At 64.4% G+C, this 26816-nt stretch carries 24 protein-coding genes; 15 read left to right on the forward strand and 9 right to left on the reverse strand.

Going from position 1 to position 26816, the window contains the following annotated elements:
• Positions 1-88 precede the first annotated feature (88 nt).
• Complete coding sequence (locus ACVWWD_RS09445; protein WP_023781843.1) at positions 89-1006, forward strand: NADP-dependent oxidoreductase; 918 nt, start codon at positions 89-91, stop codon at positions 1004-1006.
• Positions 1007-1152: 146 nt separating this feature from the next.
• On the opposite strand, the gene ACVWWD_RS09450 is transcribed toward ACVWWD_RS09445, so the two are convergent.
• The 4 genes from ACVWWD_RS09450 to speB form a co-directional block, all read right to left on the reverse strand.
• Positions 1153-1800, reverse strand: coding sequence for an amino acid ABC transporter permease (locus ACVWWD_RS09450; RefSeq protein WP_023781842.1), 648 nt, complete (start codon positions 1798-1800; stop codon positions 1153-1155).
• Positions 1797-2453 carry an amino acid ABC transporter permease gene (locus ACVWWD_RS09455; protein ID WP_352549903.1) on the reverse strand — a complete coding sequence of 219 codons (657 nt, stop codon included), beginning with the start codon at positions 2451-2453 and terminating at the stop codon, positions 1797-1799. Before ACVWWD_RS09455 ends, ACVWWD_RS09450 begins: the two co-directional genes overlap by 4 nt.
• A 6-nt stretch (positions 2454-2459) precedes the next feature.
• Complete coding sequence (locus tag ACVWWD_RS09460) at positions 2460-3263, reverse strand: transporter substrate-binding domain-containing protein (RefSeq protein WP_031240273.1); 804 nt, start codon at positions 3261-3263, stop codon at positions 2460-2462.
• Positions 3264-3331: 68 nt separating this feature from the next.
• Positions 3332-4393: an agmatinase gene (gene speB / locus ACVWWD_RS09465; protein WP_352549902.1), complete on the reverse strand. Its 1062-nt coding sequence runs from the start codon at positions 4391-4393 to the stop codon at positions 3332-3334.
• 210 nt (positions 4394-4603) lie between these two features.
• Between speB and gcvA the strand changes: the two genes are divergently transcribed.
• From gcvA to ACVWWD_RS09505, 8 genes are all read left to right on the forward strand, one after another.
• The gene (gcvA, locus tag ACVWWD_RS09470; RefSeq protein WP_023781839.1) at positions 4604-5575 is read left to right on the forward strand and encodes a transcriptional regulator GcvA; all 972 of its coding nucleotides are present in this window, start codon (positions 4604-4606) and stop codon (positions 5573-5575) included.
• 119 nt (positions 5576-5694) lie between these two features.
• Positions 5695-6999: a nicotinate phosphoribosyltransferase gene (gene pncB, locus ACVWWD_RS09475; RefSeq protein ID WP_023772236.1), complete on the forward strand. Its 1305-nt coding sequence runs from the start codon at positions 5695-5697 to the stop codon at positions 6997-6999.
• Between the two features lie 3 nt (positions 7000-7002).
• Positions 7003-8448 carry a hypothetical protein gene (locus ACVWWD_RS09480; RefSeq protein ID WP_352549901.1) on the forward strand — a complete coding sequence of 482 codons (1446 nt, stop codon included), beginning with the start codon at positions 7003-7005 and terminating at the stop codon, positions 8446-8448.
• Positions 8449-8606: 158 nt separating this feature from the next.
• Entirely contained in the window at positions 8607-9911 is a 1305-nt protein-coding gene (locus tag ACVWWD_RS09485) for an ABC transporter substrate-binding protein (protein ID WP_352549900.1), read from the forward strand.
• 102 nt (positions 9912-10013) lie between these two features.
• On the forward strand, positions 10014-10895 hold the full coding sequence (locus ACVWWD_RS09490) for a branched-chain amino acid ABC transporter permease (protein WP_352549899.1): 882 nt from the start codon (positions 10014-10016) through the stop codon (positions 10893-10895).
• The gene (locus tag ACVWWD_RS09495) at positions 10892-11854 is read left to right on the forward strand and encodes a branched-chain amino acid ABC transporter permease (protein ID WP_352549898.1); all 963 of its coding nucleotides are present in this window, start codon (positions 10892-10894) and stop codon (positions 11852-11854) included. The genes ACVWWD_RS09490 and ACVWWD_RS09495 overlap by 4 nt, the downstream gene beginning before the upstream one ends.
• Positions 11851-12576 (forward strand): ABC transporter ATP-binding protein, encoded by a 726-nt coding sequence (locus tag ACVWWD_RS09500; RefSeq protein WP_457103038.1) that lies wholly within the window; start codon positions 11851-11853, stop codon positions 12574-12576. The genes ACVWWD_RS09495 and ACVWWD_RS09500 overlap by 4 nt, the downstream gene beginning before the upstream one ends.
• Complete coding sequence (locus ACVWWD_RS09505; protein ID WP_352549896.1) at positions 12573-13295, forward strand: ABC transporter ATP-binding protein; 723 nt, start codon at positions 12573-12575, stop codon at positions 13293-13295. The genes ACVWWD_RS09500 and ACVWWD_RS09505 overlap by 4 nt, the downstream gene beginning before the upstream one ends.
• Here the strand turns inward: ACVWWD_RS09505 and ACVWWD_RS09510 are convergent, their stop codons facing one another.
• Both ACVWWD_RS09510 and pncA read right to left on the reverse strand, forming a co-directional pair.
• Positions 13296-14678, reverse strand: coding sequence for a sodium:proton antiporter (locus ACVWWD_RS09510; RefSeq protein ID WP_352549912.1), 1383 nt, complete (start codon positions 14676-14678; stop codon positions 13296-13298).
• Between the two features lie 66 nt (positions 14679-14744).
• Positions 14745-15356: a bifunctional nicotinamidase/pyrazinamidase gene (gene pncA / locus ACVWWD_RS09515; protein WP_352549895.1), complete on the reverse strand. Its 612-nt coding sequence runs from the start codon at positions 15354-15356 to the stop codon at positions 14745-14747.
• Between the two features lie 326 nt (positions 15357-15682).
• On the opposite strand from pncA, the gene ACVWWD_RS09520 reads away from it, so the two are divergent.
• Genes ACVWWD_RS09520 through ACVWWD_RS09545 form a run of 6 tightly spaced genes read left to right on the forward strand, consistent with a single transcriptional unit; the run spans position 15683 to position 22744 of the window.
• Positions 15683-16534 (forward strand): FAD binding domain-containing protein, encoded by an 852-nt coding sequence (locus ACVWWD_RS09520; RefSeq protein WP_352549894.1) that lies wholly within the window; start codon positions 15683-15685, stop codon positions 16532-16534.
• Positions 16534-19287: a molybdopterin-dependent oxidoreductase gene (locus tag ACVWWD_RS09525; protein WP_352549893.1), complete on the forward strand. Its 2754-nt coding sequence runs from the start codon at positions 16534-16536 to the stop codon at positions 19285-19287. Before ACVWWD_RS09520 ends, ACVWWD_RS09525 begins: the two co-directional genes overlap by 1 nt.
• The gene (locus tag ACVWWD_RS09530; RefSeq protein ID WP_457103039.1) at positions 19284-20825 is read left to right on the forward strand and encodes a 6-hydroxynicotinate reductase; all 1542 of its coding nucleotides are present in this window, start codon (positions 19284-19286) and stop codon (positions 20823-20825) included. The genes ACVWWD_RS09525 and ACVWWD_RS09530 overlap by 4 nt, the downstream gene beginning before the upstream one ends.
• Positions 20825-21709, forward strand: a complete 885-nt coding sequence (locus ACVWWD_RS09535; RefSeq protein WP_352549891.1) for a UPF0280 family protein — start codon at positions 20825-20827, stop codon at positions 21707-21709. The genes ACVWWD_RS09530 and ACVWWD_RS09535 overlap by 1 nt, the downstream gene beginning before the upstream one ends.
• On the forward strand, positions 21702-22286 hold the full coding sequence (locus ACVWWD_RS09540) for an amino acid synthesis family protein (protein WP_352549890.1): 585 nt from the start codon (positions 21702-21704) through the stop codon (positions 22284-22286). The genes ACVWWD_RS09535 and ACVWWD_RS09540 overlap by 8 nt, the downstream gene beginning before the upstream one ends.
• Complete coding sequence (locus tag ACVWWD_RS09545; protein ID WP_352549889.1) at positions 22283-22744, forward strand: MarR family winged helix-turn-helix transcriptional regulator; 462 nt, start codon at positions 22283-22285, stop codon at positions 22742-22744. The genes ACVWWD_RS09540 and ACVWWD_RS09545 overlap by 4 nt, the downstream gene beginning before the upstream one ends.
• A 117-nt stretch (positions 22745-22861) precedes the next feature.
• Here ACVWWD_RS09545 and ACVWWD_RS09550 read toward each other — a convergent pair whose 3' ends face one another.
• The 3 genes from ACVWWD_RS09550 to ACVWWD_RS09560 are packed head-to-tail and all read right to left on the reverse strand — an operon-like array spanning position 22862 to position 26723.
• Positions 22862-23830, reverse strand: a complete 969-nt coding sequence (locus ACVWWD_RS09550) for a substrate-binding domain-containing protein (protein WP_023772253.1) — start codon at positions 23828-23830, stop codon at positions 22862-22864.
• Complete coding sequence (locus ACVWWD_RS09555) at positions 23827-25140, reverse strand: ABC transporter permease (protein ID WP_352549888.1); 1314 nt, start codon at positions 25138-25140, stop codon at positions 23827-23829. Before ACVWWD_RS09555 ends, ACVWWD_RS09550 begins: the two co-directional genes overlap by 4 nt.
• Complete coding sequence (locus ACVWWD_RS09560) at positions 25137-26723, reverse strand: sugar ABC transporter ATP-binding protein (RefSeq protein WP_457103040.1); 1587 nt, start codon at positions 26721-26723, stop codon at positions 25137-25139. Before ACVWWD_RS09560 ends, ACVWWD_RS09555 begins: the two co-directional genes overlap by 4 nt.
• Positions 26724-26816: the final 93 nt, after the last annotated feature.

Here is a 26816-nt window from a genome sequence, read left to right on the forward strand (position 1 = left end):
CTTCAGATCGGCCCACGGACGCCCGCTAAGAGATAGGCCCTGAGCGGAAACGTTACCACCAAGAGACAAACGACCGAGGAGAACTATCATGAAGGCAATTGTGGTGACGGACCAGGCTGCGGGAACGGCCGGGATGAAGCTGGTGGAGCGGCCTGAGCCGCGGCCAGCGATAAACGATGTCGTCGTTCAGGTTCATGCTTCGGGATTCGTCCCGACCGAGCTGGCATGGCCCTCCACCTGGACCGACCGCCGCGGCCTTGACCGAACACCGTCGATCCTTGGGCACGAGCTTGCCGGAGTTGTCGTCGCACTCGGCTACGGCACAACGGGACTGTCGGTAGCTCAGAGAGTGTTCGGCCTCGCCGACTGGCATCGCGATGGAACGCTCGCGGAGTATGTAGCCATGGAAGCACGCAACCTAGCGCCGCTGCCGGGCGACGTCGACTTCACGGTGGGCGCGAGCCTGCCGATCTCGGGTCTCACCGCGTGGCAGGGACTCTTCCACCATGGCCGCCTTCAGGCGGGGCAGAGCGTCCTCGCGCACGGTGCGGCCGGCGCGGTCGGGTCGATGGTGACGCAACTTGCACGAGAGGCCGGCGCCTATGTCATCGGCACCGGACGCGCCTCCGACCGTCAGACGGTGCTCGATTTTGGCGCGAATGAGTTCGTCGACCTCGAGAACGACGCCCTCGAAGATGTGGGCGAAGTCGCTCTCGTATTCGATGTGATCGGCGGGGAAATCGGCAAGCGGTCCGCCGGCCTGATCCGAGCCGGAGGAACACTGGTGTCCGTCGTCGGACCGACAGAGGCGCGGCCTGCCGACGGCTTGGCGGTCGACTTCGTTGTCGAGTCCGATCGTGCCCAACTGAGCGAGATCGTCCAGCGGGTGCGGGACGGACGACTGCGGACAAACATTGGCAACGTTTCGACCCTCAACGACGCCGTAGCCGCCTTCAACCCTACCGAGCGACGCACCGGGAAGACGATCATCCGCGTTCGTCCGTGATTTGAAATGGCGAAGAGGCAAGAGTCCTCCTCCGGCCGAAAGCTGAAGCATCCAGCATGATCAAGTGGTCTCAATGGGCATCCGAACGCTAAACACCAGGAGTTTGCGGTCGCCGTCGAGGTTGCTCCACGCAACATGCTCTCGGCTCAGCGAGCCGCCGCTCGTTGTTCGAGCCGCCGCGCATACTGCGTCAGCGGAAAGCATAGAGCGAAAAAGATCAGCGCCACCAGCCCATAGACCTTGAACGGTTCGAAGGTAGCGTTGTTGATGGCGTTGGAGGTTCGCACCAATTCCTCGAAGCCGATGATCGAGGTCAGCGCGGTCGACTTGATCAGCTGCACCAGGAAACCGACCGTTGGCGCGCGGGTGATCGCGAACGCCTGCGGCAGGATGATCAGCCTGAGCTCCTGCAGATAGTGCAGGCCGAGGCTGGCGCCGGCATCCCATTGGCCCAATGGCAGCGCATCGACGCCAGAGCGCCAGATTTCGGCCAGATAGGCGCTGGCGAAGAAGGTGAGGCCGAGCACCGCCGCCGTCCACGGCTCGATACGCAGGCCGAGCATCGGCAGGCCGAAGAACATCAGGAACAGCTGCATCAGCAACGGCGTTCCCTGGAACAAGGCGATGTAACCGGAGGCAACGCGCCGGCTCCATTTATTCTCTGAGATCCTCAGGAACAGCACCGCCATTCCGACCAGCGCGCCGCCGACGAAGGCGGCCAGCGACAAAAGTACGGTCCAGCGCGCGGCAAGCAGAAGGTTGCGCACGATGTCCCAGAGGGTGAACTCGATCATGACACCCCAGCTCCGAGCGCGCGGCGGCCGCCTGCAACCAGCAGCCGCCGCAAGGCCATCGACATCAAGAGATAGACCAGCGTCACGACGAAATACGTCTCGAAAGAACGGAAGGTGCGCGCTTGCAGCATGTCGGCCTCATAGGTCAGCTCGCGTACAGCGATCTGCGACACCACGGCTGATTCCAGCATCATGATGACGATCTGGCTGGTCAGCGCGGGGTAGATGATCTTGAGCGCCTGCGGCAGCACGATCTTGATGAACAGCTGGCGCGGCCTCAGCCCGAGCGCTAGTGCTGCTTCCGTCTGCCCGTGCGGCACCGCGTCAAGGCCAGCGCCGACGATCTCGACCGTGTAGGCGGCCATGTTGAGCGTCATCGCCAACATGGCGGCCAGGATCGGATCGAGCCTGATGCCGAGGCTCGGCAGGCCGAAGAAGATGAAGAACAGCTGCACCAGGAACGGCGTGTTGCGCATCACCTCGACATACCAGCCGATGGCCCGGCGCAGCAGCGCGGGGCCACTTCGCCGCCCGGCGGCACCGAGGATGCTGAGCAGCGTGCCCACAAGCGTGGTGACGGCGATCAAAAGGATCGTCGTCGCCGCGCCGTGCGCGATGTCGCCCACGGCACCTGGAAGCCAGCCGAAGGCCACGTCGACTCAATCCTTGAGGTTGTCGGGGTTCAGCGGCGTCTTCAGCCAGGCCTTCGAGCTTTCGTCCAGCTTGCCATCGGCCAGCATCTTGGCAATGGCGTCGTTGACCGCCTTCTTCAGGGCGTCCTCGTTCTTGTTGAGGCCGATATGCGACGGCGAGGTCAGAAGCTGGAACTTCTGCTCCGGCTTCAGCGCATCCTGCTTGGCCAGCACCTGCGCGCCGACATCGTTGCCGACGACCATCAGCTGGGTCTGGCCGGAGATGAAGGCCTGGATCACCGAATTGTAGTTATCGAAACGCTTGATGTCCGCCGAGGCCGGTGCTGCTTCGGTTAGCGAGGTGTCTTCCAGCGTGCCGCGATTGACGGCGATCGACTTGCCGGCAAGATCTTCCTTGCCTTTGACTGGCATTGCCGCCGGACCGATCACCGCGATGTAATAGGGCGCGTAGGCAGCGGCGAAGTCGATGACCTGCTCGCGCTCTTTCGAGTAGCCGACGCTCATCAGGATGTCGACGCGATGGTCGTTCAAATAGGGGATGCGGTTCTGGCCGGTGACGGCAACGGTGTTGAGCTTCACCTTGAGCGTGTCGGCGATGTACTGCGCCACATCCATGTCATAGCCCTTGAGGCTCATGTCGGCACTGGCTGAGGAGAAGGGCGGGAAATCGGCGAAGACGCCGACATTGATGGTGCCGGCCTTGGTGATGTCGGCCAGCGCGTCGGCATTGGCGGCTTGCGGGGCGAAGCCCGCTAACCCCAGGAGCAGAACGGCGGCGATGGATGATTTGAGGTGGATTGTCATTGTCATTCCCCTTCTGGAAGCTTTTGATTGTTTGGGTCGGGCGCCGGCTCCAGTGCGGCGGCCGCCTTTCTTTGTCAGGCTCCCTTGCCTGATACTGCCGGGCTGAACACCATCAGGCTCAGGATCTCGAACAGCACCTGCGCCCCGGCGTGCGCGGTGTTGGTGGTGGCATCATATTGCGGCGCCACCTCGACGACATCGCCGCCGACAATGTTGAGGCCTTTGAGGCCGCGCAGCAGTTCGAGCACTTCGCGCGTCGTCAGTCCGCCGACTTCCGGCGTGCCGGTGCCCGGTGCGAAGGCCGGATCGACGCTGTCGATGTCGAAGGACACATAGGTCGGGCCGTCACCGACTATTCTGCGCGCCTTCTCGATGATGGCGGGAATGCCGAGGCCGGTCACCTCCTCGGCATGGACAACGGTCATGCCGGACTCGTAGGTGAACTCCCACAGATATTCGGCCGAGCCGCGGATGCCGATCTGGATTGTACGCGTCGGATCGAGCACGCCGTCCAGCACCGCGTTGCGAAACGGGCCGCCATGGTGGAATTTGGTCAGGTCGAACAGGCCGCTGGTATCGCAATGGGCATCGATGTGGATCAGCCCGACCGGCGCCTTCTTGCCGACCGCCTTCAGGATCGGGTGGCTGATCGAATGGTCGCCGCCGACCGACAACGGGATGACCCCGGCGTCGACGATCTGGTTGATGCGCCGCTCGATATCCTCATGGCTGGTCTCCAGCCGGTAGCGGCTCTGGAACGGAACGTCGCCGATGTCGGCGACCCTGAGTTCATGCGTCGGCGCGCATTCCAGCACGTGATTGTAGGGGCCGATGCGCTCGATCGCCCGCAAGGCGCGCGGCCCGAAGCGCGAGCCCGGCCGGTTGGTGACGCCGAGATCCATCGGCACGCCCGTTATCGCCACCTGCAGATCGCCGAAGTCCGGATTGTCAGCCGATATTTCGCGGTAGGGCGCGGCAAGGAAGGTCGGGATGCCGGAATAGGGCGCCAGCCGCGTGCCGCTCTTGGAAAAGATTTTGTCGGCGACCTTGCGGAATTTCGGGTCGAACATCTCGCCGCCATGGCTTTCGCCATATTTGCGACGCAGCGCATCGAGCTTGCCGCGATCATATCCCATATCCGCTCCTCCTCGGCTGATGCAGTCGTGCCGGCGGTGACCTCGGGCGAACCGACCGTCATCCGGCCGGGCCGTTGTCCCGCCGGCTGTCTGCAGATTTCACGTCTTGATGTTGTCTTGGGGTAAAGTGTCCGGCAGCCGCTTTGAAAAAGCAATTGATATTGTTAGGGTGGCTCCTGTGAGAAAAGCTCACAATAAAGCCGAGCATTCATGGCCAAGCGCCTGCCACCTCTCAACCCGCTGCGCGCCTTCGAGGCTACGGCCCGCCATGCGTCGCTGACCAAGGCGGCGAGCGAACTGAATGTCACGCACGGCGCCGTCAGCCACCAGATCAAGGCGCTAGAGCAATCGCTTGGCGTCAAGCTGTTCGAGCGCGTCGGCCAGCGGGTCAAGCTGACCCCGCATGGCGCCGAACTTTTGCCGGCGGTATCGGTCGCCTTCGACGGCATCGCCGCCGCCACCCAACGGCTGACGCGGCCGGTAAGCAGCGGCGCGCTGTCGGTGTCCTGCGTGCCGGCCTTGCTGCTCTTGTGGATGACGCCGAGGCTGGGCAGCTTCACCGCGCAATATCCCGACATCCAGCTGACGCTCATTCCCTCCAACGATCCCAGGGATATCCGGGCCCCGCATATCGATGTCTGCGTGCATTATGGCGATGGCAGCTGGACCGATTGCTGGATGCGCAAATGGTCGGGCCTGGAGCTGTTCCCGGTGGTCAGCCCGACGCTGATCAACAACCGGCCGATCCGCAATGTTCGCGACCTCGCCGACCATGTCTTGCTGCATGGCGACGACGGCCGCGAGTGGCACACCTGGCTGGCCGCCGCTGACGCGCTGGAGCTGGAGCGCGGCCGGCGCCATCATCTCGGCGATGCACGCATGACGACGGAAGCCGCCGTCCATGGCCACGGCGTGGCGCTGGGCGACTCGGTGACGGCAAGCGCCCTGCTGGCCAGGGGAATGCTGGTCGCGCCGTTCAGCCTGTCGGTGCCGGCGGTCGACGATTTCTATGTCGTTTGCCGCAACGAAATGCGGGCGACGCCGATCGTGCAGGTGTTCATCGACTGGCTGTTCGCCGAGAAGGCCGGGGATGACGGCCGCGCCGACGCTCCGGTCGCGGGCCGCCTCGTCACCCGCCGCAAACGTCCCGCGCTCAAGGTGATGGGCGGCAAACCCTCGTAGCCGCACGCAGGGCGTTCTTTTTGTCGGGCCAGCCTGAAAGCGGGCAGCGTTTTTGCCAATTCGATGCTATGAGGCCTGTCGCGATTGTGGGTGGCAGGCAGCGAAGGCGGTGACGAGATATGGCCAGGACCGATATTGCGCGGCGCGTCTATAACCACACCTGGAAGCTCGACCCGATCGTGCGCAGTTTGCTCGACACCGACTTCTACAAGCTCTTGATGCTGCAGATGATCTGGGGCATGTACCCCAAGGTCGACACCACCTTCTCACTGATCAACCGCACCACCTCGGTGCGGCTCGCCGACGAGATCGATGAGGGCGAGCTGCGCGAACAGCTCGACCATGCCCGCACCTTGCGCTTCTCAAAGAAGGAGATGATCTGGCTCGGCGGCAACAATTTCTACGGCCGCAAGCAGATTTTCGAGCCGGAGTTCCTCGCCTGGCTGGAAGGCTTCCGGCTGCCCGGCTATGAGCTTTCCAAGCGTGACGGCCAATACGAGCTCTCTTTCTCCGGCCCCTGGATGTACACCACGCTTTGGGAGATCCCGGCGCTCGCCATCATCAATGAATTGCGTTCGCGTGCCGCTTTGCGATCGTTCGGGCCTTTTACGCTCGACGTGCTCTATGCCCGCGCCAAGGCCAAGATGTGGGCCAAGACCGAACGGCTGAAGGCGCTGCCCGGCATCCGCATCTCGGATTTCGGTACCCGCCGGCGCCATTCCTTCCTGTGGCAGCGCTGGTGCGTCGAGGCGCTCAAGGAAGGCATCGGCGAAGCCTTCACCGGCACCTCCAACGTGCTGCTGGCCATGGACAACGATCTCGAAGCGCTCGGCACCAACGCGCATGAACTGCCGATGGTGTTCGCGGCCCTCGCCAATTCGGAAAAAGAGCTGAAGCAGTCGCCCTACAAGGTGTTGCAGGACTGGCAGCGCTACTATGGCGGCAATCTCTTGATCGTGCTGCCCGATGCCTTCGGCACCGCCTCGTTCCTGCGCGACGCGCCGGACTGGGTCGCCGACTGGACCGGCTTCCGCCCCGACAGCGCGCCGCCGATCGAGGGCGGCGAAAAAATCATCGATTGGTGGCGCGAGAAGGGCAAGGACCCCAGGCAGAAGCTGCTGATCTTTTCCGACGGCCTCGAGGTCGAGACCATCGAGGAGACCTACCGTCATTTCAAGGGCAAGGTGCGCATGTCTTTCGGCTGGGGCACAAATCTGACCAACGACTTCGAAGGTTGCGCGCCGACGCAGACCAACAGCCTCGACGCCATATCGCTGGTCTGCAAGGTCACCGAAGCCAATGGAAGGCCGGCGGTGAAGCTGTCCGACAATCCGGCCAAGGCGACGGGCGATCTCAAGGAGATCGAGCGGTATTTGAGGATTTTTGGGCAAAAGGATCGCGTGGAGCAACTCGTCAAGGTTTGAGGGATGGGCGGACTCTTGGACAGTTCGAGTTCCGCCGTAGAACGCCTCCGTCTGCCGTTTGCCTTGTCGTTCTCGGCCTTGTGGCTCGTCTCCCCCACTCCCGCCTTCGCCCACGCCTCCGACCGTGGCCACGTCCTGCTCCTCCCCACCGGCTACTACATTATCGGCGGCGCCTTTGCCGTCGCCGCCAGTTTCCTTGTCTTGGCATTGCTGCCGCCCGACACCCTCGACCGTTTCTGGCGCCGACGCCTACCGCTACTCGCCTTCGGTGACAGCGTCCGCGCCGCCATCAGCCTGATCTCATTTGCCGGCTTTGCAATTCTCCTGGCCGCTGGCGTCCTCGGCAGCCGCGACCCGCTCTCCAACCCGCTGCCACTGGTGATCTGGACGCTGCTATGGGCCGGCCTGACACTGCTGCAAGGCGTGTTCGGCGATCTCTGGTCGTGGCTCAACCCTTGGTACGGCCCATGGCGGCTGCTGTCGCGGCTGATCGGCGGAAGCGATGACGGGTTCAGGCAACTTCCGCAATGGTTTGGCTGCTGGCCGGCCGTTATCCTGTTTCTAGCTTTCGCCTGGTTCGAACTCGTCTATCCCGCTCCTGACGATCCGGCGCGGCTGGCCTTTGCCGCCGGCCTCTACTGGCTGTTCACCCTGCTGGCCGCGCTGGTGTTCGGTTACGACAAATGGAGCCGCAGCGGCGAATTCCTCGGCCTGGTCTTTTCGATGGCGGCGCGTTTCGCGCCGATCGAGCGCGGGGACAAAGGCCGTCTTGCGCTGTGCTGGCCGGGCGCCAAACTGCTTCAGGCCGAGCCGCTGCCCGCCAGCGGCATCGCCTTCCTGCTGCTTGCTTTGTCCTCGGTCTCCTTCGACGGCCTGTCGAAGACTTTCTTCTGGCTCGGCCTGTTCGGCATCAACCCGCTCGAATTTCCGGGCCGCACGGCCGTGATCGGCAGTGGGACGCTCGGGCTCGTTGTGACATTAGCGTTGCTCGCGGCGGTGTTCCTGCTTGCCGTCGTGCTCGGCCAGCGTCTTGCCCGCGGCGACCAGCCTTTCGCCCAGGCAGCGGGCATGCTGGTGTGGTCGATCGTGCCGATCGCGCTCGCCTACCATGTCGCGCATTATCTGACGGCGCTGCTCGTCGACGGCCAATATGCGCTGGCCTCCCTGTCCGATCCCTTCGCGCTTGGCTGGAACCTGTTCGGCACCGCCGACATGCGGGTCGAGGCCGGCATCGTCGCCGGCGCGGCGTCGGCATGGTGGCTGTGGAATGTCCAGGCGGGCGCCATCATCCTTGGCCATGTGCTCGCTGTCCTCGTCGCGCACGGCTTTGCCTGGCGCCTGCATCCCCAGCCTGCCCGCGCCGCGCTCAGTCAGTTTCCGCTCACCGTGTTAATGATCGCCTACACCATTTTCGGTCTCTGGCTGCTTGCCACGCCGACAGTCGGATGAGACAAGCCATTTCCTGTGAGCCATGCCCCCACGGAAAGCTCGCTTGCCAGACCAAGGCTTTGGTGATTTAGTTTGTACACATGCAATTTTGCATCCTCTTGCCGAGGATGTTCGAGCCGCCTTATCGTTGGTCAAAACACAAAAACAGGGGAACGAACGTGACTGACAAGAACGGATTTTTCGATCTCTCCAAAACCACACTCACCCGCCGTACCACGCTGAAGGGTCTCGCCGCCGGCGCTGGCCTCGCCATGGCGCCCGGCTTCGTCCGCTACTCCCAGGCACAGAGTTCGGCGCCGATCAAGATCGGCTTCCAGTCGCACCGTACCGGCATTGGCGCCGCCTACGGCCGCTGGTACGAGAAGACGACCGCCGCCGCGATCAAGGCGATCAATGCCGCCGGCGGCATCAATGGCCGCCAGGTCGAGGTGATCATCGAGGATGACGGCACCGATCCCGGCCGCGGCGCCGAAGTGGTCGGGAAGTTCGCCACCCAGCACAAGACCGACATCGTCTTCGGTACGCTGTTCTCGCATGTCGTCATTGGATCGGCGCCTGCCGCCGGCGAAAACAAGATGCCCTACTTCGTCGTCAGCGAAGGTCACCACGTCGCCTCGACCAAGCTCAACCGTTATGTCTTCCAGCCCGGCATCACCGACGTGAAGAGCCAAATCCAGTCGATGGCGCCATGGATCGCGGCCAATGCCGGCAAGAAGGTGACGCAGATATTCCCCGATTTCGCCTTCGGCTATGACCATCGCGACTACCTGCCGCCGGCGCTGAAGGCGCAAGGCGCCGAGGTGATCGCGCAGATCGCCATTCCGCCGACGGAATCGTCCTTCACCAAGTACTTTCCGCAGATCCCGTCCGAGACCGAGGTGATCTACCACGTCATGGTCGGCCCGGCGGTGCTCACCTTCGTCAAGGAACTCGGCGAGTTCTACGGTTCCAACCGGCCGCAACTCTTCGGCTTCATCGATTCGCTGGAAGCTGTCGACATCAACAGCCCCGGCCTCGAATTCCTCGACGGCAGCCATTTCTGGGAAGGTTCGCCGCGCTACGCCCAGTCCGACGACACCGAGGCGCAGAAGGCCTATCGGGCCGCTGTCGGCATCGACGACAATGGCGCCGCCGTCGGCGACGCCAAGGACGTCTCCACCGCCGCGCACATGTTCGGCTGCTGGGAAACGCTCTACGTCGTCAAGAAGGCGATGGAAGACGCCGGCTACAAGGGGCCGGAAGACCGCGCCAAACTGGTCGAGGCGACCGAGGCGCTGAAGGAATTCGCCGAAGGCCCGGAGCATCCGCAGGGGCCAAAAACCTTCAACGGCAAGATCCACCAGTGCTTTGGCATCCAGAACATCTCCAAGGTCGAGGGCGGCAAGCTGAAGGTCGTGCACAAGACCAAGATCGAGGACGGGCTTTACGAGGCCGAAGGGGATTACACGACGCAGGCGCTGTGAACTCATTCCAGCCAGCGTGAGCGCCAGGCCACCTCCCTCTACCCTGCCGGGCCGGGCAGGGCAGAGGGAGGCGCTTCGCGCCACCTATCGGGCGTGTAATCGATGCACTTCGGACCCCACCTTCTCCTCGCAACACTTGAAGGCCTCGTCACCTCGGCCGTGCTGGCGCTGACGGCGCTGGGATTGTCGCTGGTGTTCGGCGTCATGCGTGTCGTCAACGTCGCCCATGGCGAGTTCTTCATGCTGGGCGCCGTGCTTGCCTGGGCGATCACATCGGCAATTGGCGGCCATCCGGCTCTTGGCTTCCTGGCGGCGCTGGTTATCGCGCCGCTGATCGTCGGCGCCATCGCGCTGGTCGCCGAACGGCTGGTGCTGCGCCGTCTCAACTACAATCCGGAAGCCACCATCGTCGCCACCATCGGCATGCTCTACATCATCCAGCAGCTGGCGCTGACCTTCTATGGCCCCGAAGCGCGGCCTGTGGAGCCGCCATTCAGCTATCGCATCCTTCTGCCGTGGTTCGGCTATTCCGGCTACAAGCTGTCGATCATCGCCGCATCCGCTCTTCTGCTGATCGCGACATGGCTGGTGCTGACGCGCACCAGGATCGGCCTTGTCATGCGTGCCACGCAGTATGACAGCGAGACGGCGCAGGCCTTCGGCATCCCGGTCGGCCGCGTCTATGGCGGCGTCTTCGCGCTCGGCGCCATGCTGGCGGCGATCGCCGCGGTGCTGATCGTGCCCATCAGCCAGGCGCACTACCTGATGGGGCAGGATCCGCTGCTCTTGTCCTTCATCGTCGTCATCATCGGCGGCCTAGGCTCGTTGCGCGGCACGGTCGTCGCCGCCGTGCTGATCGGCCTCTCCGACGGCGTCATATCGATGTTCTTCTCGCCGACGCTGGCCAAGATCATCGCCACGCTGCTGGTCGCCATGGTGCTGGTGTTCCGGCCGCAAGGCCTGTTCGGGACGACATCGCGATGAGCGAAGCTTCGCCGGCAAAGGCCTATGCGCTGCATCTCGGCGTGATTGCCCTGCTTTTCGTGCTGAGCTTCCTCTTGCCTGGCTATTACCACGGCCTGCTCGCCCGCATCATGGTGCTGGCGGTCTTCGCCATGGGCTACAACATGCTGTTCGGCTATGTCGGCCTGCTCAGCCTCGGCCATGCGATGTTCTTTGGCGCCGGGCTTTATGGCGCCGGCCTTGCCGTCATCCAGCTCGGCTGGAGCGTGCCACTGGCGTTCATCGCCGGCATTGCCTGCGGCGCGGCGTTGGGGCTGGTGATCGGCCTCCTGGCGCTGCGCACCACGGGCGTCGCCTTCATGATCGTCACCATGATGTTCGCGCAGGTGTTTTATCTGGCCATCCTCTATTTCGCGACCTGGACCGGCGGCGATCAGGGTCAGGTGGTGCCGCAATCGGCGCGTGTTCTCAATCTCGGCGCCACCTCGCTCGATCTCACCAACCCGACCGTACGCTACATGACGGCGCTCGGCTTGTTTTCGCTCGTGCTGGTGATCACGCTTGCTGTCGTCCGGTCCAGATACGGTCGCGTGCTGATCGCGATCCGGGAGAATGAGGAACGCACCAAGATGCTGGGCTACGACACCTTCTCCGACAAGCTTGCCGCCGTTGTCGTCTCCGGCACGATCTGCGCGGCGTCCGGCGCCGCCTACGCACTGCTGTTCGGCTATGTCGGGTCGAGTTTCGCCTCGGTACAGTATTCGATCCTGCCGCTGCTGTGGGTGCTGCTCGGCGGTGCGGCCACAACGCTTGGACCACTGATCGGCACGGTGTTCATGTACTATGTCATCGACGTCACCAGCGGCTACACGTCGGCCTACCTGCTGATCGTCGGCATAGCACTCATTCTGCTGGTGCTGTTTTTCCCGAAAGGCATTCTCGGCACCATCCGCCAACGCTGGCTCGGATGGCTGCCATGACACCGCTGCTGACCACGAAGGGCCTGTCGCGCAGCTTTGGCGGCCTGCATGCGGTCGACAATGTCGATTTCACCCTGATGCCAGGCGAGATCCGCGCCATCATCGGTCCGAACGGCGCCGGCAAGACAACCTTCGTCAGTCTGATCAGCGGCCGCGTCCAGCCGTCTTCGGGCGCGATCATCTTCGACGGCGCCGATATCACCAGCCAGCCGGCCTACATCAGGGTGGGCCAGGGCATCGCCTATACGTTCCAGATCACCAGCGTCTTCGCCAATCTCAGCGCCTACGACAATGTCGCGTTGCCCGTGCAACGGACCCTGAGCGATGGGCGCTCGAAAGGCGCGGTGCGCGCGGGCGTCATGTCGGCCCTCGAACGCACGGGCCTGGCCGACCGCGCCCATATGCCGGCCGGTGAGTTGTCATATGGTCACCAGCGCCTGCTGGAGGTGGCGATGGGCTTGGCGCTCAAGCCGCGGCTGCTGATCCTCGACGAGCCGACGCAGGGGCTCGCCGACAGCGAGATAGACAATTTCATCGCGCTGGTGCGCGACATCGCCAAAGGCGCGACCGTGCTGCTGATCGAGCACAACATGCCGGTCGTGATGCAGCTTGCCGACCGCATCACCGTCTTCAACGCCGGCAGGATCCTGGCCGAGGGCACACCCGAAGCCATCCGCGAGAACGCGGCGGTTCAGGAAGCCTATCTGGGAACGGCACCATGACTGAGGCGAGCAAGGCCGAATCGCTGACGATTTCCGGGCTCGATTGCTTCTATGGCGAGGTCCAGGTGCTCTATGGGCTCGACCTGGTGCTGAACAAGGGAGAGGTGCTGTGCCTGTTCGGCCGCAACGGCGCCGGCAAGACGACGACGCTGAAGGCGATCATGGGCCTGGTTCCGGCGCGTGCCGGCTCGATCAGGCTCGCAGGGCAGGAATTGACCGGCCTGCCGGCGCATGAAGTGCCGAAGGCTGGTGTCGCCTACGTGCCGCAGGGCAGGCGGCTGTTCGCCGAGATGACGGTGGCCGAAAACATCGAGATCGGGCTGATGGCGCGCGGCAAGGGCAAGGCGACGCGCGAGAACGTTCTCGACCTCTTCCCGCTGCTGCGCCAGCGGCTACGGCAGCGGTCGGGCACCTTGTCCGGGGGCGAGCAGCAGATGCTGGCCATGGCGCGCGCGCTTTGCCTTGAGCCGCAGGTGCTGTTGCTCGACGAGCCGACCGAAGGGTTGATGCCGTCGATGATCGCCAAGATCCGCGAGACGGTGTCGAAGCTGCGCGAGATGGAGGTCTCCACCATCCTGGTCGAGCAGCGGGTCGATGCCGTGCTGTCGGTCGCCGATCGTGTCTGCTTTATTGAAAACGGCCGCAACCGCGAGACGGTCGATGTCGAGGCCCTGCGCGTCGACCCGTCCGCGGTCCGGCGCTATGTCGGCGTGGGTTGATCAACCGAAAAACAGAAAACCCGCGACCAAGAAGGTCGGGACCAGCACCAGCCCGGACCACAGCATATACCCAAAGAAGCCCGGCATCTTGACGCCGCGATGCCTGGCAATGGCATAGACCATGAAGTTGGGCGCGTTGCCAATATAGGTGTTGGCGCCCATGAACACGGCGCCGGCCGAGATCGCGGCAAGTGTCGAGGCGAACTCCGTCATCAGGTGGCGGGGATCGCCGCCCGCCAGCTCGAAAAACACCAGGTAGGTCGGTGCATTGTCGAGGAAGGACGACAATGCACCGGTCAGCCAGAAATAGGCGAGGTCGTTGGGCGTGCCTTGCGCCGAGGTGACGAGCGCGACCAGCGGCGCCAGCGCACCGTTGTGGCCGGCCCTCAAAATGGCGACGACCGGGACGATGCAGATGAAGATGCCGGCGAACAATTTGGCCACTTCCGCGATCGGACTCCAGTTGAAGCCGTTCGCCTCGCGGTGGCTCTTGTAGGAGAGCGGAAGCGATAGCAGGGCCAGCGCGAGGATGATCACGTCACGGACCAGGTTCTGCAGTTCGAGACCGACGCCGAACACGGAAAAACTCACGCCCGGCTTCCACGCCGCCGACAGCAGGATGGCGCCGATCACACCGGCCAGCAGCGGGAGGTTGGCGAGGCCGCGCAGGCGCACCTTCGTATCGGGTGTCGGATCCTTGATCTTCGGTGCGCCAGCCTCGCGCCGGTGCAGGATGAGGTCGATCGCCAGGAACGCCGCCAGCACGACGAGGCCAACGAACAGCGTCTCTCGGTAGAGGTTGGTGGTCGTCCAGAAGAAATCGACGCCGCGCAGGAAGCCGACGAACAGCGGGGGGTCGCCGAGCGGCGTAAGCGAGCCGCCGATGTTGGACACCAGGAAAATGAAGAAGATGACGACATGGGCATTGAAAGGCCTGTTGTCGTTGGCGCGCAGGATCGGCCGGATCAGGATCATCGAGGCGCCGGTCGTGCCGATCACCGAGGCCAGCAGCGCCCCGACGATCAGCAGCCCGGCATTGACCAGCGGTGTGCCGTGGATGTTGCCGGCAAGCAGGATGCCGCCTGAAATCGTGTAGAGCGCAAACAGCAGGACAATGAACGACATGTATTCCGTGAGCAGCGCGTGCAGAACTGCCTCGGTTGCCGCGGGAGCACCGAAGGCAATCGCGAGCGGCACGATCACCAGCGCCGCCCACAAGGCCGCGATCTTACCATAGTGATGTTCCCATACATTGTGGAACAGCAGCGGCCCGGTCGCGATCGACAACAGCAGCCCGGCAAAAGGCAGCGCCCACCAGAACGACATGGCGGCGCCGGGCAGGCCGTGCTCTTCGGCCGCGAAGGCCTGTGATGGAAACAGCATCGCGACGACGATCGCGCTGCCCGCCCCGGTCGCTATCGGCAAGTATCCCCTTCTGCCCGCCACGAGTCAGCCCGATGTGTGATCTTCGAGCGTCACGCCGGCATCGCGCATCTTCGCCAGCATTGTCTCGAGCGATCCGTTGAGATCGATGCCACGGCAGGCATCGAGCCTGACCGTGGTCCTAAACCCCTGTTTGACCGCGTCCAGCGCCGAGAAGGCGACGCAGAAATCGGTCGCCAAGCCGACCAGGGTCAGTGTGTCGATGCCGCGTTCCCGCAGATAGCCGGCGAGGCCCGTGGGCGTCGCGTGATCATTCTCGAAGAAGGCGGAATAGCTGTCGATGGCGGGGCGAAAGCCCTTGCGGATGACGAGTTCGGCCTTGGTCCAGGCAAGGCCGGAGTGGAAATCCGAGCCGAGACTGCCCTGGATGCAATGGTCCGGCCACAGCGTCTGCGGACCATAGGGCATCTCGATCGTCGAATAGGGCTGCGACCCCGGGTGGCTGGAGGCAAAACTGGAATGGCCGGCCGGGTGCCAGTCCTGTGTTAGCACGACATGGTCTGTTCGCCGGATCATGTCATTGACCAGCGGCACGATCTCGTCGCCGCCCGCAACGGCCAGCGCGCCGCCCGGACAAAAGTCGTTCTGCAGGTCGATGACTACGAGCGCTTCGGCCATGGGCTTCCTTCCTGTCAGGCTGGGGTCGGGCTTCGAACGAGGCACCCGGCGAAAGAAAAAGCCGCTGGCGCGACTGGAGGAGAAACTTGACCAGATGGCGGGCCGCGTCAACCTCCAGCGGCATAACAAATGCGTGGCGATGCCAGCCAGACGGGTGCCGGCGCAAACTCTGGCTTTGACAATTTCCGCCGTCTTGATATCATTTGCATACGAATGAATTTACCGGTCAAAGCCGGTAAAGACCATCTCTGGGCAAGCGCCTTGGGAGGGCCAATTTCGGGGAAGGCCTACCTTATCGGGAAGGCCCACCTGTCGGGAAGGAAAGCGTGATCCGTTACGCGAAACCCACCACGGTCGACGAAGCACTCGCGCTGCTTGGCGGGGACGCTTGGCGTATCCTTTCGGGTGGCACGGATTTCTATCCGGCGCAGGGCAGCAAACCATTTCGTGACAATGTCCTCGACATCAACGGCCTGACAGCGCTACGCGGCATCGCCGAGACCGGCAGCCACTGGATCATCGGCGCGCGCACGACATGGGCCGACATCATCCGCCATCCCTTGCCACCGGCCTTCGAGGCGCTGAAACAGGCCGCGCGGGAAGTGGGTTCACCACAAATCCAGAACGTCGCCTCGGTCGCCGGCAATCTCTGCAACGCCTCGCCGGCCGCCGACGGTGTGCCGGGGCTGCTGGTCCTTGATGCCGAGGTCGAGCTGCGCTCGGCGACGGCGACGCGCCATCTGCCCTTGTCGGCGTTCATCCTCGGCAATCGCCGTACGGCTTTGCGGCCTGGCGAGATGCTGACGGCCATCCACGTGCCGAAACCCGCCGGCACATCGGCCTTCGTTAAGCTCGGGGCGCGGCGCTATCTCGTTATTTCCATTGCCATGGTGGCGGTGCGTCTGGCTGGCGAGAATGGCACTGTCGCGCAGGCGGCCGTCGCCGTCGGCTCGTGTTCCGCCGTGGCGAGGCGGCTTGCCGGTGTCGAGGCGGCGCTGCTCGGGCTTCCCCTGGACGCCGGGGTTGTTGCCGCGGTCCGGTCGGCGCCGATGGCTGAGCTGCAGCCGATCGCCGATGTGCGCGGCAGCGCCGAATACAGGCTCGACGCGGTGCGCGAGATCGTTGCGCGCGCCGCGCTTGAGGCCGCGCGCAAGCCCTCGGACGACAAGGTGGCCTGATGAGCATGGATCGCGCCGATATCGCCTTCGCGGTCAATGGCGCCGCCGTTTCGGTCAACGTGCCACCGCTGCGCCGGCTGTCCTCGGTGCTGCGTGACGAATTGCGGCTGACCGGCACAAAGGTCGGCTGCGACGCCGGCGACTGCGGCGCCTGCACGGTGCTGGTCGACGGCGATCCCGTCTGCGCCTGCCTGATGTCGACGGCCTCCGCTGCCGGCACTATGGTGACGACGGTCGAGGGCCTCGCCAATGGTCACCTGTCGGCGCTGCAAGCCTCGTTTCTGGCGCATGGCGCCGCGCAATGCGGCATCTGCACGCCGGCGCTGCTGGTCGCGGCGTCAGCGCTGCTGGACACGAAACCCAGGCCGAGCGAGACCGAGGTGCAGGATGCGTTGGGCGGTATCCTCTGCCGCTGCACCGGTTACCGGAAGATCATCACCGCGGTGATGGAGGCTTCCCTCCAGACCGCGAGCCTGGACTTCCGTCTGCCTCGGTCCGGCCACGCCATCGGCGCGTCGCCGGTCAGGCTCGACGGTGTGCCAAAGGTGACCGGTGCCGAGAAATTCGGCGGCGATTCCTTCCCGGCCGATGCGCTTGCGGTGCTGGTGATCCGCTCGCCGCATCATCATGCCGGCTTCGCCTTCGGCGACATCGATGGTTGGGCAAGCAGCCATCCCGGTATCACGGGCGTTTTCACGGCCGCCGATATCCCGGGAAAAAACTGCTTCGGCGTTATCGGCCCGTTCGCCGACCAGCCGGCGTTGGCCGAGGGCTTTGCCCGGCTTCGCGGCGAGGCTGTCGCGCTGGTCGCCGGCGAGCGCGAGGCGATCCTCGATCTGGATCTGTCGGATTTCCCTGTCCGCTGGACCGAACTGCCGCATGTGCTCCAGCCAGGCGATGCGCAGGCCGAAGGTGCGGCGCTGATCCATGAGAACCGCCCGGCCAATTTGCTGACCAAGGGCTTCGTCGAACGCGGCGATCCCGAGTCGGCACTTGCCAACTCGGCCTTTACCGTCAGCGGCACGATCGACACCTCCTATGTCGAGCACGCCTATATCGAACCGGAAGCCGGCTATGCATATCTCGACGGCGACACGCTCGTCGTCGTCGCCTGCACGCAGGCGCCTTACATGGATCGTGACGACACGGCTAAAGTGCTCGGCCTTGCCGTCGACAAGGTGCGCATCGTGCCGACCGCGACCGGCGGTGGCTTCGGCTCCAAGCTCGACGTTTCCCTGCAGCCGCTGATCGGCCTTGTCGTGCTGAAGACCGGGCGGCCCGCGGCCCTTGCCTACACCCGCAACGAATCCATGATGTCGACCACGAAGCGCCATCCGGCACGGATGAAAGCCACCGTCGGCGCAGATGCCGAAGGCCATGTCATGGGCATGATCTTCGAAGGCGATTTCAACACCGGCGCCTATGCGAGCTGGGGGCCGACGGTCGCCAACCGCGTGCCGGTGCATGCCTCCGGCCCTTATTTCACGCCGAATTACCGCGCCGAGGGCCGCGCCATCCACACAAATGGGCCGATCGCCGGTGCCTTCCGTGGCTTCGGCGTGCCGCAGGCGACGATTATGCAAGAGACGCTCTATGACGAGCTCGCCGGCAAACTCGGCATGGATCGGCTGGATTTTCGCTTGAAGAACTGCCTTCGGAACGGATCCGAAACGGTTACCGGGCAGCTCCTGGACTCCGGCGTCGGCATTGCCGAATGCCTCGAAGCGCTGCGGCCGCCTTGGGCGCGGGCGACAGCCGATGCCGATGCTTTCAACAGCGCCAATCTGGATAGAAAACGCGGCGTCGGCGTCGCTTCGTGCTGGTATGGCTGCGGCAACACCTCGCTGCCCAATCCGTCGACCATCCGGGTCGGTATAGCGGCTGACGGCGCGGTTATCCTGCATCAGGGCGCGGTCGATATCGGCCAAGGATCCAACACCGTCATCACGCAGATCTGCGCCGACGCACTCGGCCTGCCGCTGGAAAAATTCAGACTGAAGAGCGCCGATACGGCGATCAGTCCCGACGCCGGCAAGACCTCGGCCTCGCGCCAGACCTTCGTCACCGGCAAGGCGGCCGAGAAGGCAGGACGCGCCCTGCGCGAAAAGATCCTGCGCTTTGCCAATGTCTCGGACAAGGCTTCGCTTGAACTGGATGGCTCGGCGATCGTCATCCGCGAAGGCGAGGCGACACGAAGCATCGATCTTGACGCGCTCGACGTGGATGCGGACGGCTTCGTTTTCCGTGCCGAGGAGACCTATGACCCGCCAACACTGCCGCTCGATGCCAAGGGCCAGGGCAAACCCTATGCGGTCTATGGCTATGGCGCGCAGATCGCCGAACTTGAGGTCGACCTCAGGCTTGGCACGGTCAAGCTGATCAGGATCATCGCCGCGCACGACGTCGGCAAGGCGATCAACCCGCTGCTGGTCGAGGGCCAGATCGAGGGCGGTATCGCGCAAGGCATCGGCATGGCGCTGATGGAAGAATACATTCCCGGCCGCACCGAGAATTTGCATGACTATCTCATCCCGACCATCGGCGACGTGCCGCCGATCGAGACCATCCTTGTCGAGGTGCCCGATCCCGAAGGGCCGTTCGGCGCCAAGGGCCTGGGCGAGCACGTGCTGATCCCGACGGCGCCGGCGATCCTCAATGCCATTCGTCACGCCACCGGCGTGCTGGTCACCAAGGTGCCGGCAACGCCAAGCCGCATCCTGGCGGCCATCCGCGAGAAGGAGGCACGCGCATGAGCGAGCTTGCCGAGCGTTTCGAAACCCATGATCCCGGCGAAAAGCTGGTGGCGGAAAAGATCCGCTGCGACGCCTGTCCGGTCATGTGCTACATCGCTGACGGACGCACCGGCGCCTGCGACCGCTATGGCAATGTCGCGGGCCGCATCGTGCGCATGGACCCGCTGACCATCCTCGACCACGCTGCCGAGACCGGGGCTGCCATGGTGCCCTTTGTCGCCGAGGGCGAGCAGTGGGATGGCGAACTCATCAACACCGGCCGCCGCTTCGTCACGGCAATCGGCGCCGGCACAACCTATCCCGACTACAAGCCCGCTCCCTTCATCGTCAGCCAGGAGGTGGAAGGCGTCGATCTCGTCACCGTGGTGACCGAAGGCATCTTCTCCTATTGCGGCGTCAAGGTGAAGATCGATACCGACCGTCATATCGGACCCGAAACAGCTATTGTGCGGGCTGAGGGCGAAGCCATCGGCCATGTCACGACGGGAGAATATGGCTCGCAGATGCTGTCGCTGGGCGGCGTGCATCATCTGACCGGCGGCTCCAAGGCGGAAGGCCGCGCCACTTGCGACGCGCTGCTCAACCTGTGCAACATCAAACCGGTGGAACTCACCATCGACGGCGGCGCCACGGTCATTGTCGAAGCCGGCAAACCGCCCGTCATCGACGGCAAGCAGGAACACCGCATGCGCGTCGGCTGCGGTTCGGCCACCATCGGCATGTTCGCCACGCAATGGCGCGGGCTGGTCGACGAGGTGGTGGTGGTCGACGACCACATCACCGGCGTCGTTTCCGAACACCAGGCCGGCAAGGTGTTGGGCTGGCAGGATACCGGCATCAAGATCGTCGGCCGCCGCTCGACACCGGGCCGCTATTTCAAGGTCTCCGAGCCCGGCCTCGGCTGGGGTGGCACCTCCATCTCAGATCCGCTGTCGATCCTCGGTGAATGGAACGCGAAGAAGGGCGCGCGCCCGGGCCTGTCGCTGCTGATGGTTTCGACCACCGGTGAGCAGTTCGCCTATTACGAGCTCGACGACGACTTGAAACCGGTCGAACAACCGTTTCCGGAGCGGCTGCAAAAATCGGTCAACCTGATCGAGGACAATTGCGAGCCGGCTTTGTGCACCGTGCTGTTTATCGGCGGCGCCGGCGGGTCACTGCGTGCCGGCGTCACCGAAAACCCGGTCAATCTCACCCGTTCCGTGCAAGGCCTGAAAACCTACGTCACGGTCGGCGGCGCGCCGGTCTATGTCTGGCCGGGCGGCGGCATCACGCTGATGGTCGATGTCACCAGGGTTCCGCCAGGCGCCTTCGGCTATGTGCCGACGCCGGCGCTGGTGGCGCCGATCGAGTTCACGCTGCGTCGCGACGACTATGTCAGGCTTGGCGGCCACGAGGCCGAAATCCGCAGCGTCGCGGATATTGTCGCCAAGGGCGGCGAATACCTCAATCCCCGGCGCGGCACCGGTGCCGTGGCCAGCAATCCATGGCCGCCGCTGGCGCAGTTGCGCCGCGCGGGCTCGGATGGGGCCGGCTGATGGAAGGCCCGCAAGCGCATTGGCTGCAGGACGGCAAGCGGCTGCATCTCAACCATGGGCCGATCGACCTGATCGTCGAGGCCTTTGGCGAGGCTGACGAGTGTCGCGCCGCCTATGCGCAAGCCGTCGCCCGCTTCCAGACGATCCTGATAGAGTTGGTCGAGGAGCTTCCCGAGCTGCGCCTCCCGGCATTTTTCTTGGCGCCGCGAACCTTCGCCGGCCCGACGGCGCGTCGCATGGAAGCAGCCGTCATGCCCCTGGCGGAATGCTTCATCACGCCGATGGCCGCCGTCGCCGGATCGGTAGCCGACGAAATGCTTGCCGCGCTGCTTGCCGGCCGCAGGCTCGACCGTGCCTACGTCAACAATGGCGGCGACAGCGCCCTCCATCTCGACAAGGCCGCGTCGATTGGCTTGGCGGTCGCCGGTACCGGCAACGGCATGGCCGACCGGATCACGATCCGCGCGCAAGATGGCGTGCGTGGTGTCGCAACCAGCGGCTGGCGTGGCCGCTCCTTCTCGCTTGGCATCGCCGATGCCGTCACCGTGCTCGCGCGCACCGGCGCCGAGGCCGACGCGGCGGCGACGCTTATCGCCAACGCCGTCGACCTGCCCGGCAATCCCGCCATCAGGCGCACTCCCGCACGCGACCTGTCGCCCGACAGCGATCTTGGCGCGCGGCTGGTGACACAAGGCGTCGGCACGCTTGCCTCTGGCGAGGTGGCGCGGGCGCTGGACAATGGCCTCACCGTCGCCGAAGATTTTCGCCGGCGCGGCCTGATTGCCGCATCGGCGCTGTTTCTCGGCGGGGAGGTCCGTATCAGTGGCTCCGTTGCACTCGGCCCGCCCAACAAGCATGAACCGGAGGAAGTTGCCCATGACTGAGTTTCCGATCCGCAAGATCGCGGTGCTGAGCGAAGAAATTTTTCACGACGGCGGACCGGCCGCTGCGGTGCCGCGCCGGCGCGCCGCTGCCATGGCTGTGGTCAAGAACCCTTTCGCCGGGCGCTATGTCGAGGAACTGCAGAGCGCCATGGACGATCTGAAGCCGCTCGGCCTGCTACTCGCCGACCGCTTGATCGCGGCGCTCGGCGGCGACGTGAAACAGATCGACGGCTACGGCAAGGGCGCCATCGTCGGCAGCGCAGGCGAGCTGGAACACGGCGCGCTGTGGCATGTACCCGGCGGTTACGCGATGCGCGAGCGGCTGGGCGATGCCAAGGCGATCGTGCCTTCGGCCAAGAAGGTCGGCGCCTTCGGATCAAAGCTCGACGTGCCGCTCGGCCACATCAACGCCGCCTATGTGCGCAGCCATTTCGACGCAATGGAAGTCGGCATCAGCGACGGCCCGCGTCCTGACGAGATCCTGTTCTGCCTCGCCATGACCTGCGGCCCGCGCATCCACAACCGCATGGGTGGCCTCGCCGCGGATGACATAAAAGACTGGGACGGGCTGCGGTGAGCGGCGAGGACAACCTGCTCAAGCCGGTCGAGGCCGAACAGGCCGACGATCACGACTACCTCCTGCAGGAACAGGTCGGCTTCATCCTGCGCAAGGCGCACCAGCGCCATGTCTCGATTTTCGCCGCCCGTATCGCCGATCTGACGCCGCCGCAATTCGCCGCACTGGCCAAGCTGCGCGATGTCGGCGAGACCTCGCAGAACCAGCTTGGCACGTTGATCGCCATGGATGCCGCGACGGTGAAGGGCGTCATCGACCGGCTGAAGGCGCGCGGCCTTGTCGAGCTTTCCAGGCATGAGGTCGACAAAAGGCGCCTGCTGGTCAATCTGACGGCCGAGGGTCGCGACGCGATCGAGCGGCTGATCCCGCTTGCCCGGGAAATCACACAGGAAACGCTTGCGCCGCTCACGAACAAGGAAATCGCCACCTTCATGAAGCTGCTGGCGAAGCTGGCGTAGATCGGCCGGCGGCGAGGTCCTTTCCTCTCCCCCGTCGATCGGGGGAGAGGAAGGTGCCAAGCTGTCCCTCGGACCAAGAACCTGGACCTTGGGCCGGCGCTTATCTGCGGCGAAAACTCACAGACCGTTGTCCTTCAGCACCTGGGCGGCGTTTTCCTTGGTGATCTTCTGCGTCGGCAAGGTGATGGTCTTTTCCACCTTCTCGCCGTTGAGGAACTTGATCGCCTGGCGCAAGCCTTCCGCGCCCGGGGTGACATAGGTGAAGGTCGCCGTCAGCTCGCCCTTGTTCACCATCTGCACGCCTTCGTTGGGCAGGCCATCGATGCCGATGAACTTGATGTCCTTCTCGCGGCCGACATCCTTGGCGGCGAGATAGGCGCCGTAGGCCATCGGGTCGTTGTGGCCGTAGACGAGATCGATCTTCTCGTTGGTCTTCAGCGCGTTGGCCATCAGATTGTAGGCCTGGTCCTGCTTCCAGTCGCCCGATTGCTGGTCGAGCAAATATTTGATGCCCGGTTCCTTGTCGGTGAATTCATGGAAGCCGTCATGGCGGTCATGCGCCGGCTGGGTGCCCATGCCGCCCCAGATCTCGACGACATTGCCTGCTGCCTTGCCCTTGCCACCGAGCAGTTCGACGGCGTATTCGCCGGCCGCCCGCCCGATCAGGGCATTGTCGCCGCCGACGAACTGCGTGTAGTCCTTGGTGTCGACATTGCGGTCGAGCACGAAGACCGGGATCTTGGCGTCGATCGCCTGCTGCACGACGCCGGTCAGGCCGGCGGATTCTTTCGGCGAGACCAGCAGCGCGTCGACTTCCTGGCGGATCAGGTTCTCGACGTCGGCGACCTGTTTCTCCGTCTTGTCCTCGCCGTCGGTGATGATCAGCTCGACCTCCGGATGCTTGGCGGCCTCGGCAATGATGTCCTTGTTGAACTGGGCGCGCCAGGGCTCGATGGTGGTCACCTGCGAGAAGCCGATCTTCCACTTCTTGTCCTGGGCGAAGGCATGGCCGGTGGAGAGCAGTGCCGTGGTGGTCAGCAATGCCGCGCCGAGTGCAGCAAGCTTCAGCATGTCACGTCGTTTCATTTCTTGTTTCCTCCGAGATTGAGAGACGGTGTCTCTTGCGACGGCCGTTTTGCGGCGGCCGTTTCCTTGTGCGCTGCTCCGGGCAGGCGCAGATAGGCCATGAGATCGCCGGCATTGCGCTCCTGCACGAGCACGGTGCCGATGATGATCATCCCCTTCAGCACCAGCTGAAGGTTCGAATTGATGTTGTGGAGCTGCAATATGTTGGACAGCAGCCCGAAGATCAGCACGCCGCAGAAGGTGCCTATCAGGCTGCCGCGTCCGCCCATCAGGCTGGTGCCGCCGATGACCACGGCCGCGATGGCGTCGAGTTCCAGCCCGGCGCCGGCATCCGGCTTGCCTTGCCGGTACTGCGCCACGTAGAGCACCGCTGCGATCCCGGCGAGCAGGCCTGATATGGCATAGGTGGCGATCTTGACCCGGCCGGCGGCGATGCCGGAGAGCCTGGCCGCCTCCTCGTTGCCGCCGATCGCATAGACATAGCGGCCGAACGGCGTGAAGCGCAAGACCGCGCCATAGATGACGATGGCGCCGAGGAAGAACAGGCCGGGCATCGGGATGACGCCGAACACCAGCGAGCGCAGCATCTCGAAATCGGCGGTTGCGTTGGAACCGGTATAGACCGGCAGCACGGCATTGTTCTGGCCGGCGGTGAGCCGGGCGATGCCGAGCGCCGTCACCATCATCGCCAGCGTGACGATGAACGGCTGCAGCCGACCGCCGACGATGATGAAACCGTTGATGGCGCCGAACAGCAGGCCGACGCAGGGCGCCACCAGCAGCACGCCGAGAACGCCGAATTTGGGCTCGATCTGCGGCAGCAGGTACCACAACGAAAGACAGCACAGGACGACGCCGACGGTTGCCGGCGCGACCAGGCCGCGAACGGTGTCCAGCCTGACATCGCGAACGGCGGCATCCGCCCCGGCGCGGGACTTCTCCACATTGAGGAAGATGAAGCGCGTGATGACGAAGCCGAGGCACAGCGCGACCAGGGCGACGGTCGGCACGCCCAGCACGACGCCGGGCGTCACGCCCGGAACCGTCAGCAGCATGGCGCACACCACCGAGCAGATGGCCATCAGCGACCCGACGGAAAGGTCGATGCCGCCGGTGATAATGACAGCCGTCATGCCGGTGGCGATCAGCCCGGTGGTCGACACTTGGCGCAGCACGTCGAGCAGATTGCCGTAGGAGAGGAAGATGTTGTTGCCTTTGGAGCTGACCGGCGAGCCCAGCACGCCAATCAGGAAGATGGCGATCAGGCCCCAGTAGAGCTTGGTGCGGGATAGGAGTTTCAGTGCGGTCATGCGGCGGGTCTCGATAGGGTCCGGCGCGGTGCCGCGAGGCGCATGATGGCCTCCTCGCTCGCCGCGTCGCGCGAAAGGATGCCTGTCTGGCGGCCGTCGGACATGACCAGGATGCGGTCGGAAAGATGCAGCAATTCCGGCAGCTCGGAGCTGATGACGGCGATGGCCAGGCCCTCTCGCGCCAGCCGGTAGATGAGGTCGTAGATCTCGCGTTTGGCGCCGACATCGATGCCGCGCGTCGGCTCGTCGAGCAACAGCACCCTAGGCCTGGTCGCCAGCCACTTGCCGATGACGACCTTCTGCTGGTTGCCGCCCGACAGCGTGCCCGCGGGCTGGTCGATATCCCGGCAGCGGATGCCGAGGGCCTTGACCGCCTGCCGCGCCAGCCCCTGCTCTCCGGCCAGCGAGCGAATGCCGAAGCGCGCCAGCGCGCCGACCAGGGGCAGCGCCACATTGTCCGATATCGAGGCCTGCAGGTGCAGGCCTTGCGTCTTGCGGTCCTCGGTCACCAGCGCGATGCCGAGGCGTCTTGCATCGCGCGGCGAGCGGATATCCACCGGCTGGCCATCGAGCCGGATCTCGCCGCCGGCACGGCCATCGCTCGAGCCGAAGATCGCTTCCATGATCTCGGTGCGGCCTGAGCCCAGCAACCCGCCAATGCCGAGGATTTCTCCGGCGGCCAGATCGAAGCTGACGCCGCCGATCACCTGCCGCCAGCCTTGGCGGTCGGGCTTCGACAGCGACAGGTCGCTGACCGAAAGCACGGTCCTGCCGCCGGGGTCCCGCTCACCTTGGGAGGATGCGAGCAGGTCCCGTCCGACCATCGCCGAAATGATGGCGTTTTCGTCGAGTTCGGCCATCGGCCGCGTCAGCACATGGCGTCCGTCGCGGAAGACGGTGACGCGACCGGCCAGATGCATCACCTCGTCGATGCGGTGCGAAATGTAGACGATGGCGACGCCGCTATCGGCAAGCTGGCCGATGATGCGGAACAGCCGCTGGCATTCGGCCGGCGACAAGGCCGAGGTCGGCTCGTCCATGATCAGGATGCGCGCCGACATCGACAGCGCCTTGGCGATTTCGACCAGTTGCTGTTCGCCGACACGCAAGGCGCCGACGCGAGCGTCCGGATCGAGTTCGATGCCGAGCCGCCGCAGGAGGGCGCTTGCCGCGCGGCTGCTCGCCTTGCGGTCGACGATCAGCCCGGCGATCAGCTTCTCACGGCCAAGAAAGATGTTGTCGGCGACGCTGAGCTCCGGCACTAGGTTGAGTTCCTGGTGGATGATTGCAATGCCGGCATCCTCGGCGTCGCGCACGCCGGCGAAGCCGACCGGCCGGCCATCAACGCTGACCGTGCCTTCATAGCCGGTATAGACGCCGGAGAGGATCTTCATCAGTGTCGATTTGCCGGCACCGTTCTCGCCCATCAGGGCGTGGACTTCGCCGCGTCGCAGTTCGAAGCCGACATCGACGAGCGCGGTGATGCCGCCAAAGCTCTTTGAAATATGCTCGGCGCTCAGAACGATGTCCGGCCGATCCGATGCCGCATTGCGCTTCGAAGAAGGGGAACTGCTCTCTTGCATGACAATGGCGGCCTCCCTTCCGTCGTCGTCAACTCTAGGCAAACGCTAATCTAAACGTTTCGATAGTGTCAAGCCGATATCAGGTGCCAGAAG

Source organism: Mesorhizobium sp. URHB0026, assembly GCF_054059755.1.

What these genes read in the sequence shown, in the direction of transcription:
- ACVWWD_RS09445 (WP_023781843.1), top strand. Translation starts at nt 89, where the DNA reads ATGAAGGCAATTGTGGTGACGGACCAGGCTGCGGGAACGGCCGGGATG.
- ACVWWD_RS09450 (WP_023781842.1), bottom strand. Translation starts at nt 1,800, where the DNA reads ATGATCGAGTTCACCCTCTGGGACATCGTGCGCAACCTTCTGCTTGCC.
- ACVWWD_RS09460 (WP_031240273.1), bottom strand. Translation starts at nt 3,263, where the DNA reads ATGACAATGACAATCCACCTCAAATCATCCATCGCCGCCGTTCTGCTC.
- speB (WP_352549902.1), bottom strand. Translation starts at nt 4,393, where the DNA reads ATGGGATATGATCGCGGCAAGCTCGATGCGCTGCGTCGCAAATATGGC.
- gcvA (WP_023781839.1), top strand. Translation starts at nt 4,604, where the DNA reads ATGGCCAAGCGCCTGCCACCTCTCAACCCGCTGCGCGCCTTCGAGGCT.
- pncB (WP_023772236.1), top strand. Translation starts at nt 5,695, where the DNA reads ATGGCCAGGACCGATATTGCGCGGCGCGTCTATAACCACACCTGGAAG.
- ACVWWD_RS09480 (WP_352549901.1), top strand. Translation starts at nt 7,003, where the DNA reads ATGGGCGGACTCTTGGACAGTTCGAGTTCCGCCGTAGAACGCCTCCGT.
- ACVWWD_RS09490 (WP_352549899.1), top strand. Translation starts at nt 10,014, where the DNA reads ATGCACTTCGGACCCCACCTTCTCCTCGCAACACTTGAAGGCCTCGTC.
- ACVWWD_RS09495 (WP_352549898.1), top strand. Translation starts at nt 10,892, where the DNA reads ATGAGCGAAGCTTCGCCGGCAAAGGCCTATGCGCTGCATCTCGGCGTG.
- ACVWWD_RS09500 (WP_457103038.1), top strand. Translation starts at nt 11,851, where the DNA reads ATGACACCGCTGCTGACCACGAAGGGCCTGTCGCGCAGCTTTGGCGGC.
- ACVWWD_RS09505 (WP_352549896.1), top strand. Translation starts at nt 12,573, where the DNA reads ATGACTGAGGCGAGCAAGGCCGAATCGCTGACGATTTCCGGGCTCGAT.
- ACVWWD_RS09510 (WP_352549912.1), bottom strand. Translation starts at nt 14,678, where the DNA reads ATGCTGTTTCCATCACAGGCCTTCGCGGCCGAAGAGCACGGCCTGCCC.
- pncA (WP_352549895.1), bottom strand. Translation starts at nt 15,356, where the DNA reads ATGGCCGAAGCGCTCGTAGTCATCGACCTGCAGAACGACTTTTGTCCG.
- ACVWWD_RS09525 (WP_352549893.1), top strand. Translation starts at nt 16,534, where the DNA reads ATGAGCATGGATCGCGCCGATATCGCCTTCGCGGTCAATGGCGCCGCC.
- ACVWWD_RS09530 (WP_457103039.1), top strand. Translation starts at nt 19,284, where the DNA reads ATGAGCGAGCTTGCCGAGCGTTTCGAAACCCATGATCCCGGCGAAAAG.
- ACVWWD_RS09535 (WP_352549891.1), top strand. Translation starts at nt 20,825, where the DNA reads ATGGAAGGCCCGCAAGCGCATTGGCTGCAGGACGGCAAGCGGCTGCAT.
- ACVWWD_RS09540 (WP_352549890.1), top strand. Translation starts at nt 21,702, where the DNA reads ATGACTGAGTTTCCGATCCGCAAGATCGCGGTGCTGAGCGAAGAAATT.
- ACVWWD_RS09550 (WP_023772253.1), bottom strand. Translation starts at nt 23,830, where the DNA reads ATGAAACGACGTGACATGCTGAAGCTTGCTGCACTCGGCGCGGCATTG.
- ACVWWD_RS09555 (WP_352549888.1), bottom strand. Translation starts at nt 25,140, where the DNA reads ATGACCGCACTGAAACTCCTATCCCGCACCAAGCTCTACTGGGGCCTG.
- ACVWWD_RS09560 (WP_457103040.1), bottom strand. Translation starts at nt 26,723, where the DNA reads ATGCAAGAGAGCAGTTCCCCTTCTTCGAAGCGCAATGCGGCATCGGAT.